This is a genomic window from Eikenella sp. NML070372, from assembly GCF_001648415.1.
Lineage (GTDB): Bacteria > Pseudomonadota > Gammaproteobacteria > Burkholderiales > Neisseriaceae > Eikenella > Eikenella exigua.
In genome coordinates this window covers 72,613-89,569 of the sequence record NZ_LXSN01000010.1, presented here as the reverse complement: position 1 = coordinate 89,569, position 16,957 = coordinate 72,613, and the positions used below count along the sequence as shown (strand labels likewise).

Sequence of the window (16,957 nt, the reverse complement as noted above, 5' to 3'; positions counted from 1 at the left end):
CGTTTCAGGTAGCCTTTGGGGTTACATCAGCCAGCCGTCCGGCGTAACGGGTTGATTGTCAATTAAACGCACGACGCCGACCACTACGCGGAAGAGATACCAAAAGCAAATCACCACCACCAGCGGCACGCCGAGAATCACGCCGATAAAGGTAATGGTAAGCAGGAAGCCCACCACAAAGCCGATTAAGCTGCCCCAAAACGTTCGCAGCAGAAATTGGATGTGGTCGAAATAAATCGTACCGCGCATATCGTCGCGCTTCACATAAGCCACAATGGCGCCGACGAAAGTGGGCAAGGTAAAGCCGACTATACCCAGCGCATACAGGCCGTAAATCGCATACATATAGTTGCGCTGCTCAGGCGTGGGTGTGTCAGCAGTGGGCACGGGGTAGGTGGGATCGGGTTGTGTAGTCATGATGATACTCCTTGCAGTGGATTTAATGCGTATCCAGCTCGGCAAAACCTTTTACCAGATTATCAATCTGTTTGAGCTGGCTCAAGAAAGGCTCGAGCTGGCTTAAGCGCAGGGCGCAGGGGCCGTCGCACTTGGCCTGCTCGGGATCGGGGTGTGCTTCCAAAAACAGCCCGGCCAGCCCCACCGCCATGCCGGCGCGCGCCAAGGTAACAATCTGCTCTCGCCGCCCGCCGGCCGAATCGCTGCGTGCGCCAGGCTGCTGCAGGCTGTGGGTAACGTCGAAAAACACCGGCACGTTCATCTGCTTCATGGTGTCAAAGCCGAGCATATCCACCACCAAGTTGTTGTAGCCGAAGGCAGAGCCGCGCTCGCACAAGATGATTTTATCATTGCCCGCCTCCAGGCACTTGTTGATGATGTGTCGCATTTCATGCGGGGCGAGGAATTGCGCCTTTTTCACGTTGATAATCGCACTGGTGCGCGCCATGGCGTGCACCAGATCGGTTTGGCGGCTCAAAAAGGCCGGCAGCTGCAAAATATCGGCCACCTCCGCCGCTGGCGCGGCTTGGTAAGGTTCGTGGATGTCGGTAATCACTGGCACGCCGTAGGCCGATTTAATATCGGCCAACCATTGCAAACCCTTTTCCAAACCCGGTCCGCGGCAAGAATGCAGGCTGGAGCGGTTGGCCTTGTCGAAACTGGCTTTGAATACATAGGGAATATCTAGCTTGCGGCAGATTTCCACATAAGTGGCGGCAATTTCCATGGCCAAATCGCGGCTTTCCAGCACGTTCATGCCGCCGAACAAAACGAATGGGCGGTGGTTGGCAATAGTGAAGCCGTGAAGCGGGATTTGCGAAAGGGCGGTTTGCATGGTGCGTATCCGTTGTTTGATTGAATTAAAGATGACGCGATTATAGCGGAAAAGGGCGGAATGAAACGGAAGGCTACCTGAAAACGAGGTTGCCGAAGGCAGGCGAGATTCTGCGAAACAATGGGGTAAGATAGTTTATATATTTTCAGGTAGCCTATTTGGGCAATGTGGGAAAATCAATGAATTGCCTACTGCGCAACCTGAGCGCACTAGGCTTTGTGCCGAGATTTGAGTACAATACACTACATCAAAGTAACGTGTTTGCTGCAAGCAAACAGACCGCCAGCCGCCGCCGGAACCACAACCAAACAGAGGCTGGCGTTTGTTTCAGCCCGGCGGACAGCGCGCCCCTTCGGGTGTAGAAAGTGGAACATGACCAAAGCGAAAACAACGCCGATTTTACCGCCCGCCATGCTGGGCATTTTGGGCGGAGGCCAGTTGGGCCGGATGTTTACCGTGGCCGCCAAACAAATGGGCTACAGCGTTACCGTGCTCGATCCCGATCCCAACTCCCCTGCTGCTGTGCTGGCCGACAAACACATCTGCGCCCCGTATGACGACCTCGGTGCACTGGCCGACCTTTCCACCTGCGCCGCCATTACCACCGAATTTGAAAACGTAAACGCCCAAGCCATGCGTGCCTTGGCCTTAGAAACCCGCGTTTGTCCCAGCGGCGATAGCGTGGAAATCGCCCAAAACCGCATTCAAGAAAAAGCTTGGATAGCCAAAGCCGGCCTCCAAACCGCGCCTTATCTGCCTGTTACCCAAGAAGCCGACCTCACCGACGAAGCCATCGAGCCGCTCCTGCCCGGCATCTTCAAAACTGCCATGTTCGGCTATGACGGCAAAGGCCAGGTGCGCGTGTCCAGCCCAAAAGAAGCCCGCGCCGCTTTCAAACGGCTCGGCAGTGTGCCTTGCGTGTTGGAAAAAATGCTTAACCTGCATTCCGAGATTTCCGTGATCGTGTGCCGACTCAACAGCCAGCAGGTGGAATGCTTCCCGCCTGCCGAAAACCGCCACGAAGACGGCATCCTCGCCTACTCTATTGTGCCTGCCCGCCTGTCCGACGAAGTGCAGAAACAGGCACAGGAAATGGCCTGCCAGCTGGCCGAAGCCATGAATTACGTCGGCGTGCTGGCTGTGGAAATCTTCGTGATCGGCAACGACCACAAACTGATTGTGAACGAAATCGCCCCGCGCCCGCACAACTCCGGCCACTACACTTTGGATGCCTGCGCCAGCAACCAATTCGAACAGCAAGTGCGCCTCATGTGCGGCCTGCCGCCTGCCGATACCCGCCTGCTTTCTTGCTGCAGCATGGCCAACCTCTTGGGCGACATCTGGCTGCCCGAAGGCAAGGTAAACTGGTTGCCGCTCCTGCAACGCCCCGACGTGTGCCTGTATCTCTACGGTAAAAAAGATGCCCGCCCCAGCCGCAAGATGGGACACTTCACTGTGCTTTCCTCCCAATCTGCCGACATCGCTTTTATGCTCGCGCACAAATTGCAGCGGCAACTGCAGCGCAAAGGGAAATAACAAACGCCAACCCAACAGGGCTGCCAGGAACGGCGGCTCTGTTTTTTATGGGGAGCGGATACGGAGTAGCTTGGAGGGTAGAGGCTACCTGAAAATTTCAGGTAGCCTTTATCTTGCCCGGCCGGGCTACAACGCGTTTTGCGGCCTGCCTTCGGCGAAGGCAGTGATGTTGGCTTCGAGGATTTCGGTCATATTGAGCAGGGCCTCCTGGCTGGTCCAGGCGATATGCGGGGTAACAATGAGGTTGGGCAACGGGGCGAGCAAGGGGTTGCCTTGGCGCGGCGGCTCTTGGCTGAGCACGTCGAAACCGGCGCCGCCGAGCCGGCCTTGTTGCAGGGCGGCGGATACGGCTTGTTCGTCGGCAAGGCCGCCGCGGCCGGTGTTGATGAGGATGGCGGTGGGTTTCATCAGGTGCAGCTCGGCCTCGCCGATCATGTGGCGGGTATGCTCGTTGAGCGGGCAATGCAGGGAAACGGCATCGGCCTGTTGCAAGGCTACCTGAAACGGGGTGTAGCCTTCGCGCACGGCGGCTGCATGTTTGTGTTCGCCCCAGATGACTTTCATGCCGAAGGCTTGTGCGTAACTGGCGAGGGTGCGGCCGATGTTGCCGCGGCCGAAGATGGCGAGGGTTTTGCCGCCGAGGTCGTGCATGGGGGCGTTGAAATGGACGAATTGGGGGGCTTGCTGCCAGGCACCGGCGGCGATGTCGCGCATACAGGTGGGCAAGTGGCGGATAAGGGCGAGCAGCATCATGAAGGCGTGTTGGGCCACGCTTTCGCTGCTGTAGTTGCGCACGTTGCATACGGTAACGCCGGCGGCTTTGGCAGCGGCCAGATCGATGTGGTCGTAGCCGGTGGCGGCCACAGCGATGAGTTTGAGCTGGGGGTTGGCAGCGAGGTGTTCGGCGCGGATGGCAACTTTGTTGGTGATGGCGATTTGCGCACCGCCGAGGTGGGCGTTGGTTTGCTCGGGCGTGGTGGCAGGAAATTCGTGCAGGGAGTGGGGGAAGTTGAAAGAGAGCGGACGGGCGGGGAGGGTGTCGCGGTCGAGGAAAACGATGTGCATGAATGGCTCCTTGGAACAGGGATATGAAGACGATATGGCCTGCAGCGAGTATAGCGCGAAACTAGGGGTGGGCGGGAAGGCTACCTGAAAATCGGCGCCGCCTGCTTTCAGGTAGCCTGCATTGGATTTTCGGCGGCCTGCCGGTTTTAGCTTCATGGAACCACTGCTGCCTACTACTTTCACCGTTTGAGTTTGCTTTTTTTTTTCATAGTTGCGAGCACTTGGAATTATTTGATGGCGAAGTAGAAGCAGATGAAAGTTATTTGGAAGGCGGCCGCAAAGGCAAACGCAGTCGCGGAGCAGCCGGCAAAGTTGTGGTATTCGGGCTGTTAAAGCGTAACGGCAAGGTTTACACCGTTACCGTAGCCAATATTAGCGACTACCCTGCTGCCGATTATCTGGGAGCAGATAAGGCCGGACAGCGTAGCTTATACCGATTGCCACAGTATCCCCAATGTATTGGATGTCAGCGAGTTTAGCCGCTTGCACATTAATTACCGCACTCATTTTGCAGGCAGGCAAAACCACATTAACGGATTGAGAATTTCTAGAACCGGGCCAAACGTCATTTATGTAAGCTCAACACAAAGACATTGTTGAAGATATTGAAGACGCTAAATCAGGCGAATAAGCCCGATTGCAGTTGTATTGGAAATGCTGCCGGAAAGCCCGGCGGCATTTTTGCTGGCTGGATAGATTGATGGAGAAAAGGCTACCTGAAACTTTAGATTGCAGCTGTGCTAGTGTGCTCATGCTGGCCGGTGTGTGGATTTTCAGGCAGCCTTTAAGCCTCTCTCAAAAGGCTACCTGAAAGACAGTGTGGGCTAATGCTGTTTGAGGGGCAGTTTGATATGGGGTTTGGACGTAGTTTTAGGGGCGGGAGTAGGTGCGGCTTTGAAGCCGAGTTCGATTTGCTGCTCATCGCTGAACAGGTTGCTCCAGTCGCCGCTTTTATACCATTTGGGGCCGTCGGTTTCAATGGGATGTTGGATACGTTCGCAGCCATTGCCGCATTGCAGATCTTCGGTGCGGCAGTATTTGTCACAACCCCAGCAGATGCGTTCGGGGTGTTTGGGGGAAATGGGGAATTTTTTGGCCATGATGTGTGTCTTTTATTGATATGGTTTAAAACACGGCGGTGCGGGCTAAGGAGAGGATTCTTATAGCTGCTACTGCATTAGCTTGCTTTGCCTCAGCTACAATAATAAAAATCCCACTTTCATTGGCGCTGCACTTTGCGTACCTGCGAAATGGTATGCAGGGAATGGATGATTTGCTTGAGCTGTCCGAGGTTGGATACTTGGAGGCGGAAGCTGAATTCGATGAAGCCTTCGTTGTTTTCCTGCGCGGAGCTGAGGGTATCGACCGATTCGATGTCGGCACCATGCCCGGATACGGCTTGTGCCATGGCGGCGAGCAGGCCGTGGGCGCGTTTGGCGGATACGGTGATGCTGGTGTGGTAGGTTTTCTTTTGCTCGATGCCTTCCCAGTTGGCATCCAGCTGCTGCTCGGGTGGGGCTTTGAGGGTATTGGGGCAGGTATCGCGGTGGATGATGAGGCCGTGGTCTCTCACGAGCAGGGCTTTGATACTGTCGCCGGGGATGGGGTGGCAGCAGGAAGCAAGTTGGACACGGCCGCTGTCGCTGCTGCCCACGCTGATAGGGGCGATTTTCACGCCGTTGTTTTCGGGCTGGCGGCCGGCGATTTCGGCAATGTGCATGGCTACGGATACGGGGGCGAGCCTGCCCATGCCCACGTCGTAGAGGATGTCTTCGAAGCTGGTGTTTTTGCGGCTGAGATCGTCGAGATAGCTTTGCTTGAGATCTTCGGAGAGTAGGAGCTCTTGGGGCAGCAAGGCGGTGAGGGCGCGTTGCAGCAGCTGTTCGCCCAAGCGCACGGCATCGCCGCGGTCGATGTTTTTGAGTTTGTTGCGGATGGCGCTGCGGGCGCGGCCGGAAATCACGAAGTTGAGCCAGGCCGGATTGGGACGGGCGGTGTTGGAAGTGATGATTTCCACGCTGTCGCCAGTGCGCAGGCGGGTGCGCAGGGAAACCATGTTGTTGTTGACGCGGGCGGCAATGCAGCGGTGGCCGATGTCGGTGTGCACGGCATAGGCGAAATCCACGGTTGTAGCGCCTTCAGGCAGCACGAGGATTTTGCCCTTTGGGGTAAACACATACACTTCACGCGGGAACAAATCCACTTTAACGTGTTCAAGGAATTCGATGGCGCTGTCGCCTTGGGCTTGGAAGTCGAGAATATTTTGCAACCATTGGTGGGTACGTTGGGCGGCAGGGTCGGTTTCGGGATTCTTGTAGAGCAGGTGGCTGGCCACGCCTTCTTCGGCCACTTTGTCCATATCGCGGGTTCGAATTTGCACTTCGATGGGCAGGCCGAATGGGCCGACCAGGGTGGTATGCAGGCTTTGGTAACCATTGGCCTTGGGGATGGCGATGTAGTCTTTGATATGGCCAGGCTTGGGTTTATAGAGGCTGTGCAGCGCGCCGAGGGCAGCGTAGCAGGCGGGGATGTTGTTTACGATGACGCGGAAACCGTAAATATCCATCACTTCGGAAAAATGCAGTTTTTTGTCCTGCATTTTCTTGTAGATGCTGTAGAGGTTTTTTTCACGGCCACGGATTTTGGCTTCGATATTGGCACTTACCAGCCGCTGGCTGAAGGCGCTCAATACTTTGCCCACCACGTCGCGGCGGTTGCGACGGCTGGCTTGGCGGGCGCGTTCGAGCACGGCGTAGCGGTTGGGCAGCAGATATTTGAAGGAGAGATCTTGCAGTTCGCGGTAGGCTTGGTTGAGGCCTATGCGGTTGGCGAGCTGGGCGTAGATTTCCAGCGTTTCATGGGCGATGCGGCGGCGGCTGTCGGGCTTTTTGGCATCGAGCGTGCGCATATTGTGCAGACGGTCGGAGAGTTTGATGATGATGACACGGATGTCTTTGGTCATCGCCATGATGAGCTTGCGGAAGCTCTCGGCCTGATGCTCGGCCTGGCTGTCGTATTCGAGCTTTTCCAGCTTGGAAAGGCCGTCCACCATGTCGGCGATGGCTTGGCCGAATTCGGCGGCAAGCTCTTCTTTGCTCGTACCAGTGTCTTCGAGCACGTCGTGCAGCACACCAGCGCACAGGCCTTGGGCATCGATGTGCCATTCGGCCAGCTGTTGAGTCACGGCCATAGGGTGGGTAATGTAGGGCACGCCACTATTGCGGAATTGGTTTTGGTGGGCGCGGATGCCGAAATCGCAGGCGCGGTTGAGCAGGCTTTGTTCTTCGGTTTTCAGGTAGCCTGCGGCGTGCAGTAGGGATTGGCGGCTGCGTTCGATGATGAGGTGGTAAACCTCGTTGATTTGCCGGCGGCACTGGGTGAGCTGGGCTTCTTGGCCGGCTTCTGGGCTGGTGTGGATGTGGGCGATGATTTCGATGCACACTTCGCCGAATGCGGGCTGCAAAAAGGCAGGGTCGGCCTGTGTGCCGAGGTCTTCCATGGCAATTTGTACCAGCACCGCGCACAGGGCGTGCACGCGCTGTTTTTCTTCGGCCAGTGCGGCGGTGAGGCGGAAGGCGCGTTCGAGCCGCTCGGGCTGCCCCTGCTTGGCGGCGGTGTCGTAAATGTAAACGCAGGCGGCTTCGAGCAAGGCCCAGCGTTCCATTTTTTTCAGGTAGCCTGTTTGGGCAAACAGGTGTTCACGCCAGGCAGCAACGGGGGCGGCATAATCGGCGCTGGGGGCAATCATGGTTACTTGCTGCGGGAAAGAATTTCTTCGCCGATTTGGCCGGCAGCGATTTCGCGCAGGGCGGTTACAGTTGGTTTGTTGTTGCGGATGTCGTCCACCAGCGGCATGGAGCCGTTGGCCAGCTGGCGGGCGCGGTAGGCGGCGGCCAGGGTGAGGTTGAAGTGGTTGGGGATACGGCTGATGCAATCTTCTACAGTAATACGTGCCATGATGTGTTCCTTAAATATGTTGTGAATTAAATGGGGTAAATGTTTTCAGGCGGCCTATTGGCAGGGTGAAGCTGCCTGAAAAGATTAATTCGGAATTGGCTCAGGCGTTTTCGCTACCGCCAAGCAGTTTGGTGAGGAAGGGCGTTTGGTTTTCCAAATGAAAACGCTGGGATTTGATAATGTGCAGCAGGGCAGCTTCGGCGGCAGTGAGGTCGTCGTTGATCACTAGGTAGTCGAACAGGCGTGCCTGTTCGATTTCGTTGCGCGCTTCGGCCAGCCGCACAGCAATCACCTGCGGGGCATCGGCGGCGCGCTGGCGCAGGCGCTGTTCCAAAGTGCCTAAGGAGGGCGGGGCGATGAAGATGCTGTAGGCCTGCGGCAGCTGGCGGCGGATTTGCTCCGCGCCTTGGGTGTCGATTTCGAGGATAACGTCGGTGCCTTGGCGGGTGAGGCTTTCCAGGCTTTGGGTGCTGGTGCCGTAGTAGTTGCCGTACACTTTGGCGTACTCCACGAATCGGCCTTCTTCTATCATGCGCTCGAATTCGGGTACGCTGACGAAGTGGTAGTGTTTGCCGTTTTCCTCGCCGCGGCGCGGGGCGCGGGTGGTGTGGGAAACGGACACGCGGATGTCGGAATGGTGCTGCAGCAGCCGGGCGATCAGCGTGGTTTTGCCTGTGCCGGAGGCGGCGGAAATAACGAAAATATTGCCTTGCATGGTGCGGAAATTTTTTAGTTGAAATTCGGGCGTATTATCGCATAGCATTCAGGGCTTTGAAAGGGCGGCGGATCAGGCTTTGCACTTTGTTGGTGTGCGGTTTTCAGGTAGCCTGCCCGAGTAAAGGCTACCTGAAAACCGAAAATCCCCGCGCTTTTGCTTTTGCGAGAAACGGGGTAAAATTACACTTTCCAAATCGGGCATTGCATTATGACCAAATTTATTTTCGTAACCGGCGGCGTGGTATCTTCCTTAGGGAAAGGTATCGCCGCCGCTTCTATTGCCGCCATTCTCGAATCGCGCGGGCTGAATGTAACCATGCTCAAGCTGGACCCGTATATCAACGTGGATCCCGGCACGATGAGCCCTTTCCAGCACGGCGAGGTGTTCGTGACCGAAGACGGCGCGGAAACCGACCTCGACCTCGGTCACTACGAACGTTTCATCGACGCCAAGCTCACCCGCGCCAACAGCTTCAGCGCCGGGCAGGTGTATGAAAACGTGATTGCCAAAGAGCGGCGCGGCGACTACTTGGGCGGTACGGTGCAGGTGATTCCGCATATCACCGACGAAATCAAACGCCGCATCCACGAAGGTGCGGCCAATAAAGACGTGGCCATCGTGGAAATCGGCGGCACGGTGGGCGACATCGAATCGCTGCCGTTTTTGGAAGCCATCCGCCAGATGCGCAGCCAGCTCGGCCGCGCTAACACGCTGTTTGTACACTTAAGCTACGTTCCCTACATCGCCGCTGCCGGCGAAATCAAAACCAAGCCCACTCAGCATTCGGTGAAAGAATTGCGCGAAATCGGCATCCAGCCCGACGTGCTCATTTGCCGCATGGACAGGCCGCTGCCCGAAGAAGAGCGGCGCAAAATCGCCTTGTTCTGCAACGTGGAAGAGCGTGCCGTAATCGGCTGCTACGATGCCGACAGCATCTACAAAATCCCCGAAATGCTGCACGGCCAGGGCATCGACGATGCCATCTGCGAGCAGCTCCAGCTCAATATCCAGCAGGCCGACCTAACCGAATGGCGCAAAATCGTGCATGCCATCGAGCATCCGAAGCACACCGTACACATCGCCATGGTGGGCAAATATGTGGATCTGACCGAATCCTACAAATCGCTCAGCGAAGCCCTAAAACACGCCGGCATCCACACCGAAACCAAGGTATGCATCACCTATATCGACAGCGAAAACATCGAAACCGAAGGCACGGACTGCCTGAAAAATTTCGATGCCATCCTTGTGCCCGGCGGCTTCGGCGTGCGTGGCGTGGAAGGCAAAATCGCCGCCGCCCGCTATGCCCGCGAAAACAAAGTGCCCTATTTGGGTATCTGCCTCGGTATGCAGATTGCACTCATCGAGTTTGCCCGCCACATGGCCGGCATGGAAGGGGCCAACTCCACCGAATTTGATTTGAAAACGCCCTATCCCGTGGTGGCGCTGATTGATGAATGGCAAACCGCCGATGGCGCCGTGGAAAAACGCGATGAACACGCCGATTTGGGCGGTACCATGCGCTTGGGCGCGCAGGAAGTGGAGCTCACCGCCGGCAGCCTGGCCGCCGCCATCTACGGCAGCACCAGTATCAAAGAACGCCACCGCCACCGCTATGAAGTAAACAACCATTTCGTACTGGCGCTGGAAAAGGCCGGGCTGGTCATCAGCGGCGTATCCGGCGGGCGTGAACGTTTGGTGGAGACCATCGAGTTGCCGCAGGGCGCGCACCCTTGGTTCTTCGCCAGCCAGTTCCACCCCGAATTCACTTCCACTCCGCGCAAAGGGCATCCGCTGTTCACTTCGTTTGTGAAAGCCGCCTTGCAGCATAAAGAGTAAGCATGGGTTGCGCACTTGGAGAAAAACTACTGGAACGTTTCAGGTAGCCTTTAGTTATTCCCATATATTGTTTATGTTTTCAGGTAGCCTGAGTCTAAATCAGCTGGTGGTTATTTTTCAAACTTAATCAGACTAAACGCAAACTTCACCGCTACTCGGGGATAAGAAAAGCCGCGGGAACGGCCAGAGTATAGGTCACAGACCACGATACGAACCAACGTTGCCCAAAGCTTGTGCCTATTCCGTTAAAAAAGGCGTTCATGGCAAAAGACATAAAGCCTGACATAAACAAAACCACAATGGCTGTAATCACATAGTGTTCCCACTTTTTATTCAATGTAAGTATGCTAAATTGCTTTTTTTGTTTGATAAGAAATATGATAACAAACAATTGGTAAGGCTTTGTATTTTGTCTCGTGTAAATTAACGTGCTTTAAACAATACTTGAATTCACTATCCACACTATGCTGGATTGGCTTTTCGAAAAGCAGCCGTAGGCTGGTACCCGTATCCGACAAAACCACGGAGACAGTCTAACCATGTGGCTTCAGAAGTCTGCTCTATGGATAAGAGAGCCTATCTGAAAATTCAGCATGGGGTTTCAGGTAGCCTTTTCCTCAGCCGTTCCAGTAATATCGCACAATATGGAAGAACACCGGCGCGGCAAAGCAGATGGAATCCACACGGTCGAGCATACCGCCGTGGCCGCGTATCATATTGCCCCAGTCTTTGACGCCGTAGTCGCGCTTGATGGCCGACATCACCAGCCCACCGAAGAAACCCATTAGGCAGATAGTGAACCCGATGGCGGCAGCCTGGCCGTGGCTAAACGGGGTAATCGGCGACATCAATGCGGCAAGCGCGGTGGCAGACAAAATGCCGCCCACCGTGCCGGATATGGTTTTAGACGGAGAAAGCGAGGGCATGATTTTGGCACCGCCCACCAGCTTGCCCCAAACGTATTGCAACACGTCTGAAGCCTGTACCACGCCGATCAGGAAAATCAGCAACAGGATATTGCTGCTGCTATCGAAGCCGTCTAAGTTGAGGAACATCAGGGCGGGCACGTGGGAGAGGCAGAAGATGCAGATCATCGCCATCCATTGTGTTTTGGCGGCGCGTTCGAGGAAATGGGCGGTTTGGCCGCTCAGGCTGGCGATAATCGGCAACACCAAAAAGCCGTACACGGGGATGAAAATGCTGAACATGCCGTACCAGCCGTCATAAACAAAATAATATTGCACCGGCAGCAGCAGGTAGAAGCAGGTTACCATGCTGTAATAATCGCTGCGGCGGCGATAAACGAGAGTCATGAATTCGCGCAGGGCGGCAAACGAAATCAGGAAAAACAACACCGCCGTACCGGCTTTACCGAACCAGAAGGCGGCCAGCAGCACCAGTGTCATCAGCCACCAGGCGTAGATACGGGCGTTGAGGTTGGCGATGGTGGCATTGCCCACGCCGTTTTTGCGTTTGAGCCACTGCCCGATGACGCTGGCAAAAATCAATACGACAAATACGCCGGCAAAGATATAGCCTGCCTGCGGGGTGAGATGGGCGGCGGTTTGTTCGGTAATGATTTGGCTGGATGTGTTGGCAAAGCTCATGATGTTTCTCCTTTGTTTTGGCGAAACTCGTTACACTCGTTTTCAGACGGTTTCAAAGCCAGCAGGGCTTCACGGCTGCGGGCGAGGAAGGCTTCTTTGTCTTCATCTTCGCGTAGGGTCAGCGGTTCGCCGATGTGGACTTCGCACAACAGCGGCACGGGCAGCACTTTGCCTTTGGGCAGGACGCGGTTGATGTTGTCTATCCATACCGGCACAAATTCGGTATCCGGTTTGCTTTTGGCCAGATGGTAAATACCTGATTTGAATGGGAGCAAGATTTTGTTTTCGTCCGTATTGCGTGTGCCTTCTGGGAAGATAATCAGCGAATTGCCCGCTTGAAGCGCGTGGTTCATCTGCTCGGTAATCAACTGCGGATTGTCGCTGTGGCGCGGAATCAAGAGCGCGTTGAAGACGTTTTGGATGATGAAGCGTTTGAGTTTGTTGGTCAGCCAGTAATCCGAGCCGGCAATGGGGCGCGTCGAAAGCCGCCAGCGGCGCGGCAGGGAAATCCACACCAACAAGAAATCGCCGTGGCTGCCGTGATTGGCGTAATACACTTTCTGGTGTGGGTTGAACGCCAATTCACGCGAGCTTTTGGGTTGGACGCCGGTGAGGAAGGATACCGACAGGCACAATGCTTGGTCGGTGAGCCAGGCAAGTTGTTTTTTAATGAAATTTTTCATGGCATCAATGGCATTAGAGAAGTTGGATCAGGAAAATTGCTGATTGTGCAGCGGTTAGATACAAACTTTTGCGCCACAAGGCGAGTGCGCCCGATACACGCTGTGGCATGGAGGGGTCGTCTGAAATGCGGCGCAAGCCGGTTTGCCGCAAGGCTTGGTCGAGGGCTTCGGGCGTGTAGCGGCCGTTGGCAAAATCTTGGAATACGCGGCGGTCGAATTCGATGCGGGTGTGGTAGTACAACAGCGCCGCAGCCAAGACAAGCTGCACCGCTGACCACGCACTGCCCTGTTGTGCCGATAAAGCCAGCAGCAAGGCATTGAACACAGCGGTATAGCGGGCGGTGGCGAGTAGGTGGGTGGTAATCAGGCTGTCAGTTGCTGGTGTCGTGTTCATGGGGTTTCCTTTTGATCTGCGCAGAAGTTTTTCAGGTAGCCTGCCGCCGCTTCTACTGCCTTTGCCGTTTCCGGCGGCAACACCATCTGCGGGCGAGCCTGTTTCAGCTCCGCCGTTGCCTGCGCCAAATCCCGACAGCCGCCGTAACCCAGCAGCCAAGTAAGCACCACCGCCGCGCTGCGTCCGTAGCCCAGCGCGCAACAGGTCAGAACCTTACCGTGTTGCCGACGCAATTCTTCCAGTAGCGAAACCGCCTGCATCAAATCGTTTTCAGATGGTGCAACCATATCTAATAATGGCAGAGCGCGGTATGCGCCGCGATAACGAGGGCGGGGATATTCGGCGCACACATCCAATACAGCGGGGAGGTCGTCTGAAACCCCTAATACGCTGCCAATCAACACATCATCACGCACGCGCGCCGCCTTCGCTTTGCCGCGTAGCCAGTACGCCATGTTCAACCGCACGCCAGCCAGATAAGGCAGCAGCAAAACCGTTGCCGCCGCCGACAGCTTGCCGTCTGCCTGTTTTTGGAGCACCGCCGCGTTGCCGGTCAGATAGGCGAAAGCGACCACCGATAACGACACACTAACCCACAAAGTCCACAACCACGCGCCGCCGAATAAAGCGGGCAGAGCCGACAATACCGCGCCCGCCAGATACAGCATGGCGATTTTGATTTCACGGGAACGTGTTTCAGGGGAAGTTTTAGCTTTATCGGAACTCAGCCTTACTTTGCAAGATGCCGTTTTCAGGTAGCCTGTTTGCTCAGCTGGCTGTACTACAAACAAATCTCGTCTCTTGAAAGGCGATACGCCGCGTTGCGGTATGGCCCACAACACCAGCCAGCCCAGCAGCGCGCCGGTTGGCACGTCGATAAAATGGTGTTGGTAAGTCGTCAGCACCGACAAGGCAATCAGGCTTTGCCACAGCAAAAGCGGCAACCGGATTTTGGGGAAGCGCGAATAAAACGCACCAACGATCACCGCCAATGCAATATGCAGCGATGGCGCTTGGTTGTACGGCAAATCAAATGCTACCAACGAGTCAAGCAGCCAACCCGACAACCCGTCGGTAGGCAGCTTCGGCCAGCTGAAATGCAGCGGAAACAGCATGAAGCAAGTGGTGGCAATGATTTGCACCGCCACCAGCCGTGCGACGTAGCGGTTTTGTGCATACGCATCTCGGCAAAGGAAAAATGCTGCTGCGTACATCAGATTCAACGACCAATACGGCACAATCGTCCACGCCCAAAACGGAATGCCATGTTCCCATGCAAAAGCGATTTCCGGCACATAGGCTAGCGATGCCGCGTAATGGTTGGACAAGCCATAGCTGGTGTAGAACAGCACGCCGACCAAAACAAGCTTGAACAGTGAGGTTTTCAGGGTGGGTTTCATGGAGAGGATTGTAAATATTCAATGTAAATCAGATGAAATCCGCTTTCAATACAAGGCATGCCAACAATGCAGCAGAAATTAAGTTAATTTGTCATACTTAGAGGTATGATATAATTTTATTATTGCATTGGTTGAATATTCTTGCCGGAAGACTACAATACCTCCCGCTGTTTGGCAGATTATTTGCTTTAGAGCAGAACAGGCAGCTTGAGGCTACCTGAAAAATTTCTTGATGCTCAATAGGAGTCATACGATTATGAAATTGTTATCTGTTGTTACCGCGGCTGCTTTGGCTGCCGTTTCCCTGAGTGCTGTGGCTGCGCCCGCCGGCATGGTTTCTTATTCTTGCGATAACGGTAAACAGTTGAACGTGCTGTATGAGTTCAACCGCCAAGGCAAGCCGGTAAGCGCTGCGGTGAATGCCGCCGGTACGCAGGTGAACCTGACTTATAACAGAAGACAGTCCGACAGCACCGGTACTACCTTCAGCAACCGTCGCGGTTACTCTCTGTCTGCCGGTTATATCGACAAAAACACCCACACCACTTCCGACGTGGTGGGCTTAACCGCTCCTGGCGGCCGTTTCGTGGTGAAAAACTGCTCACCTGTAAATGCCGGTAACTAAGATTTCTCGATAAAAGGCCGTCTGATTTTCAGGCGGCCTTTTCTTATTTTATTTTTTCACCGCCAGGCTCACGGTGAAAATACCGTATTCGTCTATCCATTGGCGGACTTTTTCAAAACCAGCTTTCTCAACCAGCTGATCCATTTCCTGTTGGCTGCGGCGGCGCATTACCCAGTTGGGGCTGCCCGCTTTGTGGCTGGTCAGCGCGCGCGCAATCATTTCGAGCTGCGGATGCCACGGCTGTCCGGTGTAAATCAGGTAGCCGCCCGTTTCAATCGCATCGCCGAAGCCGTAGAGCGAGTTCAAAATCAAATCGTTGTCGGCAAACAATTCGTGCAGGCCGGAGACGATGCCCAGCGTAGGACGGGGCTGCAAATCCTGATAATTGGCACGGTCGTAGGCATTGACTTCGTCGAAGGTAACCATGTCTTGCAGGCCGCGTTCGGCAATCAGCTTGCGGCCGGCTTCGACGTTAATCGGGCTGTAATCGCGCAGGCGCACGGAGTCGGGCAGCGTGTCGGCAGTCAGCGCGTCGAGCACATAACGGCCGTGCCCCGAGGCAATATCGAGAACGTGTACCGGTTTGCCCGCTTCGCGCAGCTTGGCGGATGCCGTCTGAATCGCTTTGCCGATATTGATTTTGCGTTGGCGGATACCGCGCCAGCCGATGGCGTTGAGATAGTGTTTGTCCACCGCCACACCAAAGGCATTGCTGCCCTGCGGCTGGTTGCGGTACACATAATCGAGTGTGCTGCCGGAGTCGTAGCCGGTTTCCTTGCCGATTTTCAAACCTTCGCTCCAGCGCGCGCCGAGGTCGAGGGAAGTGCGGTAAGCCGCCCAGAATGCGCCGCGCGGCGACCAGACAGGCAAAGGAGTGGCCAGCTCGTCGGCTTCACGGCGGCTGTCGCCGTGCAGGTGTTCTTGAGTCAGATCGACCGTCAGGGGTGGATTGTCGAAACGTTCGCGGATAAAGCGGCGCATTTCGACAAAGGCGATTTCGCGGTTTTGTTCGCCCAATGTGTCGTGATAGAAGCCGGGCAGGATATGGCGTTCTTTGATGCGGCTGCCCAAGCGGTTGTAGAAATCGTGTTGCGGTTTGTGCCAAACCACCCAGTCGCTGCCGGAAATCAAAAGCTGCACGGGCGTGGTAATCGCTTGCGCGTCGGCGACGACGCGTTCGGCGGCTTCGTACAAACCGAGCAGAATGCGCACGGAAATGGCGCGGGTAATCAGCGAATCGTTGTCGTAGCTGGTTTGGCGTTCTTGGTTGTGGGTCAGGTAGTGCGCTTTGACGTAGCTGTTTACAAAGAAATTGCCGCGCAATTTCTGCATGATTTTCAGGCCGGTGCGGGCAAAAGGGACGTAGAGTTTGACTTTGAATGCGGGCGATGCCAATACGGCGCAACGGATTTTCGGCGCGTAGTCGTGCAGCCAAGTGGACACCAATACCGCGCCGACGCTTTGCGCGATCACGCAGATGTTTTCGGGCTTGATGCCGTATTCGCTTTGGATGTGGCGGATAAAATCGTCTACATCGGCAACGGAAGTGCCGATACTGGGGCTGTCGCCGCGTTCGCCTGGGCTGTGGCCATGGCCGCGCGCGTCCCATGCGAAATAGGCAAAATCGTCGAAACCGAGTTCGTCGGTAACAAACATCATCCGGCCGGAATGCTCGTGGCCGCGGTGGAACAGGACGATGGCTTTATCGGCCGAACTGTCGGCGGCGGGGCGGTAGCGGTAGAAAAGTTCGGTGCCGTCTTGGGTGGCGAAGTGTTTTTGCTGTTCCTGCATATGTGTACTCCTTGGTGAAATACATTTTAAAGAGGCTACCTGAAAATCAGT

The 16,957-nt window shown here is 55.5% G+C and carries 16 protein-coding genes and 1 pseudogene; 4 read left to right on the top strand and 13 right to left on the bottom strand.

Annotated features, from left to right (window positions below):
* Positions 1–21: 21 nt before the first annotated feature.
* Both A7P97_RS09270 and kdsA read right to left on the bottom strand, forming a co-directional pair.
* On the bottom strand, positions 22–417 hold the full coding sequence (locus A7P97_RS09270) for a hypothetical protein (RefSeq protein ID WP_197474146.1): 396 nt from the start codon (positions 415–417) through the stop codon (positions 22–24).
* 22 nt (positions 418–439) lie between these two features.
* Entirely contained in the window at positions 440–1,291 is an 852-nt protein-coding gene (gene kdsA / locus A7P97_RS09265) for a 3-deoxy-8-phosphooctulonate synthase (protein WP_067529609.1), read from the bottom strand.
* 372 nt (positions 1,292–1,663) lie between these two features.
* On the opposite strand from kdsA, the gene A7P97_RS09260 reads away from it, so the two are divergent.
* Positions 1,664–2,827 (top strand): 5-(carboxyamino)imidazole ribonucleotide synthase, encoded by a 1,164-nt coding sequence (locus A7P97_RS09260; protein ID WP_082887663.1) that lies wholly within the window; start codon positions 1,664–1,666, stop codon positions 2,825–2,827.
* A gap of 126 nt (positions 2,828–2,953) precedes the next feature.
* Here the strand turns inward: A7P97_RS09260 and A7P97_RS09255 are convergent, their stop codons facing one another.
* Positions 2,954–3,892, bottom strand: coding sequence for a D-2-hydroxyacid dehydrogenase (locus A7P97_RS09255; protein ID WP_067529608.1), 939 nt, complete (start codon positions 3,890–3,892; stop codon positions 2,954–2,956).
* A gap of 159 nt (positions 3,893–4,051) precedes the next feature.
* On the opposite strand from A7P97_RS09255, the pseudogene A7P97_RS09870 reads away from it, so the two are divergent.
* Positions 4,052–4,476: pseudogene (locus A7P97_RS09870) on the top strand (transposase); the annotation flags it as partial.
* Between the two features lie 240 nt (positions 4,477–4,716).
* On the opposite strand, the gene A7P97_RS09250 reads toward A7P97_RS09870, so the two are convergent.
* The 4 genes from A7P97_RS09250 to gmk all read right to left on the bottom strand — a co-directional run bounded on the left by A7P97_RS09250 (position 4,717) and on the right by gmk (position 8,564).
* A complete protein-coding gene (locus tag A7P97_RS09250; protein ID WP_067442654.1) occupies positions 4,717–4,992 on the bottom strand; it encodes a DUF3079 domain-containing protein in 276 nt (91 codons plus the stop codon).
* 119 nt (positions 4,993–5,111) lie between these two features.
* The gene (locus A7P97_RS09245) at positions 5,112–7,640 is read right to left on the bottom strand and encodes a bifunctional (p)ppGpp synthetase/guanosine-3',5'-bis(diphosphate) 3'-pyrophosphohydrolase (RefSeq protein ID WP_156497509.1); all 2,529 of its coding nucleotides are present in this window, start codon (positions 7,638–7,640) and stop codon (positions 5,112–5,114) included.
* A gap of 2 nt (positions 7,641–7,642) precedes the next feature.
* Positions 7,643–7,849: a DNA-directed RNA polymerase subunit omega gene (gene rpoZ / locus A7P97_RS09240; RefSeq protein ID WP_067442656.1), complete on the bottom strand. Its 207-nt coding sequence runs from the start codon at positions 7,847–7,849 to the stop codon at positions 7,643–7,645.
* Between the two features lie 100 nt (positions 7,850–7,949).
* Positions 7,950–8,564, bottom strand: coding sequence for a guanylate kinase (gene gmk, locus A7P97_RS09235; protein WP_231865698.1), 615 nt, complete (start codon positions 8,562–8,564; stop codon positions 7,950–7,952).
* Between the two features lie 210 nt (positions 8,565–8,774).
* Here gmk and A7P97_RS09230 point away from each other — a divergent pair, with 210 nt between their 5' ends.
* On the top strand, positions 8,775–10,406 hold the full coding sequence (locus tag A7P97_RS09230) for a CTP synthase (protein WP_067529605.1): 1,632 nt from the start codon (positions 8,775–8,777) through the stop codon (positions 10,404–10,406).
* Between the two features lie 151 nt (positions 10,407–10,557).
* Here A7P97_RS09230 and A7P97_RS11100 read toward each other — a convergent pair whose 3' ends face one another.
* The 5 genes from A7P97_RS11100 to A7P97_RS09205 form a co-directional block, all read right to left on the bottom strand.
* Positions 10,558–10,692, bottom strand: a complete 135-nt coding sequence (locus A7P97_RS11100; RefSeq protein ID WP_369799505.1) for a DUF2798 domain-containing protein — start codon at positions 10,690–10,692, stop codon at positions 10,558–10,560.
* Positions 10,693–11,023: 331 nt separating this feature from the next.
* Entirely contained in the window at positions 11,024–12,013 is a 990-nt protein-coding gene (locus A7P97_RS09220) for a phosphatidate cytidylyltransferase (RefSeq protein WP_067529602.1), read from the bottom strand.
* Positions 12,010–12,696: a 1-acyl-sn-glycerol-3-phosphate acyltransferase gene (locus A7P97_RS09215; protein WP_067529600.1), complete on the bottom strand. Its 687-nt coding sequence runs from the start codon at positions 12,694–12,696 to the stop codon at positions 12,010–12,012. Before A7P97_RS09215 ends, A7P97_RS09220 begins: the two co-directional genes overlap by 4 nt.
* A 13-nt stretch (positions 12,697–12,709) precedes the next feature.
* A complete protein-coding gene (locus A7P97_RS09210) occupies positions 12,710–13,090 on the bottom strand; it encodes a hypothetical protein (protein ID WP_067529598.1) in 381 nt (126 codons plus the stop codon).
* Complete coding sequence (locus A7P97_RS09205; protein ID WP_067529597.1) at positions 13,087–14,490, bottom strand: phosphatase PAP2/dual specificity phosphatase family protein; 1,404 nt, start codon at positions 14,488–14,490, stop codon at positions 13,087–13,089. The genes A7P97_RS09210 and A7P97_RS09205 overlap by 4 nt, the downstream gene beginning before the upstream one ends.
* A gap of 256 nt (positions 14,491–14,746) precedes the next feature.
* On the opposite strand from A7P97_RS09205, the gene A7P97_RS09200 reads away from it, so the two are divergent.
* A complete protein-coding gene (locus A7P97_RS09200) occupies positions 14,747–15,115 on the top strand; it encodes an adhesin (protein ID WP_067529596.1) in 369 nt (122 codons plus the stop codon).
* 48 nt (positions 15,116–15,163) lie between these two features.
* On the opposite strand, the gene A7P97_RS09195 is transcribed toward A7P97_RS09200, so the two are convergent.
* Positions 15,164–16,906, bottom strand: coding sequence for a bifunctional alpha/beta hydrolase/class I SAM-dependent methyltransferase (locus A7P97_RS09195; protein ID WP_067529595.1), 1,743 nt, complete (start codon positions 16,904–16,906; stop codon positions 15,164–15,166).
* Positions 16,907–16,957 lie beyond the last annotated feature (51 nt).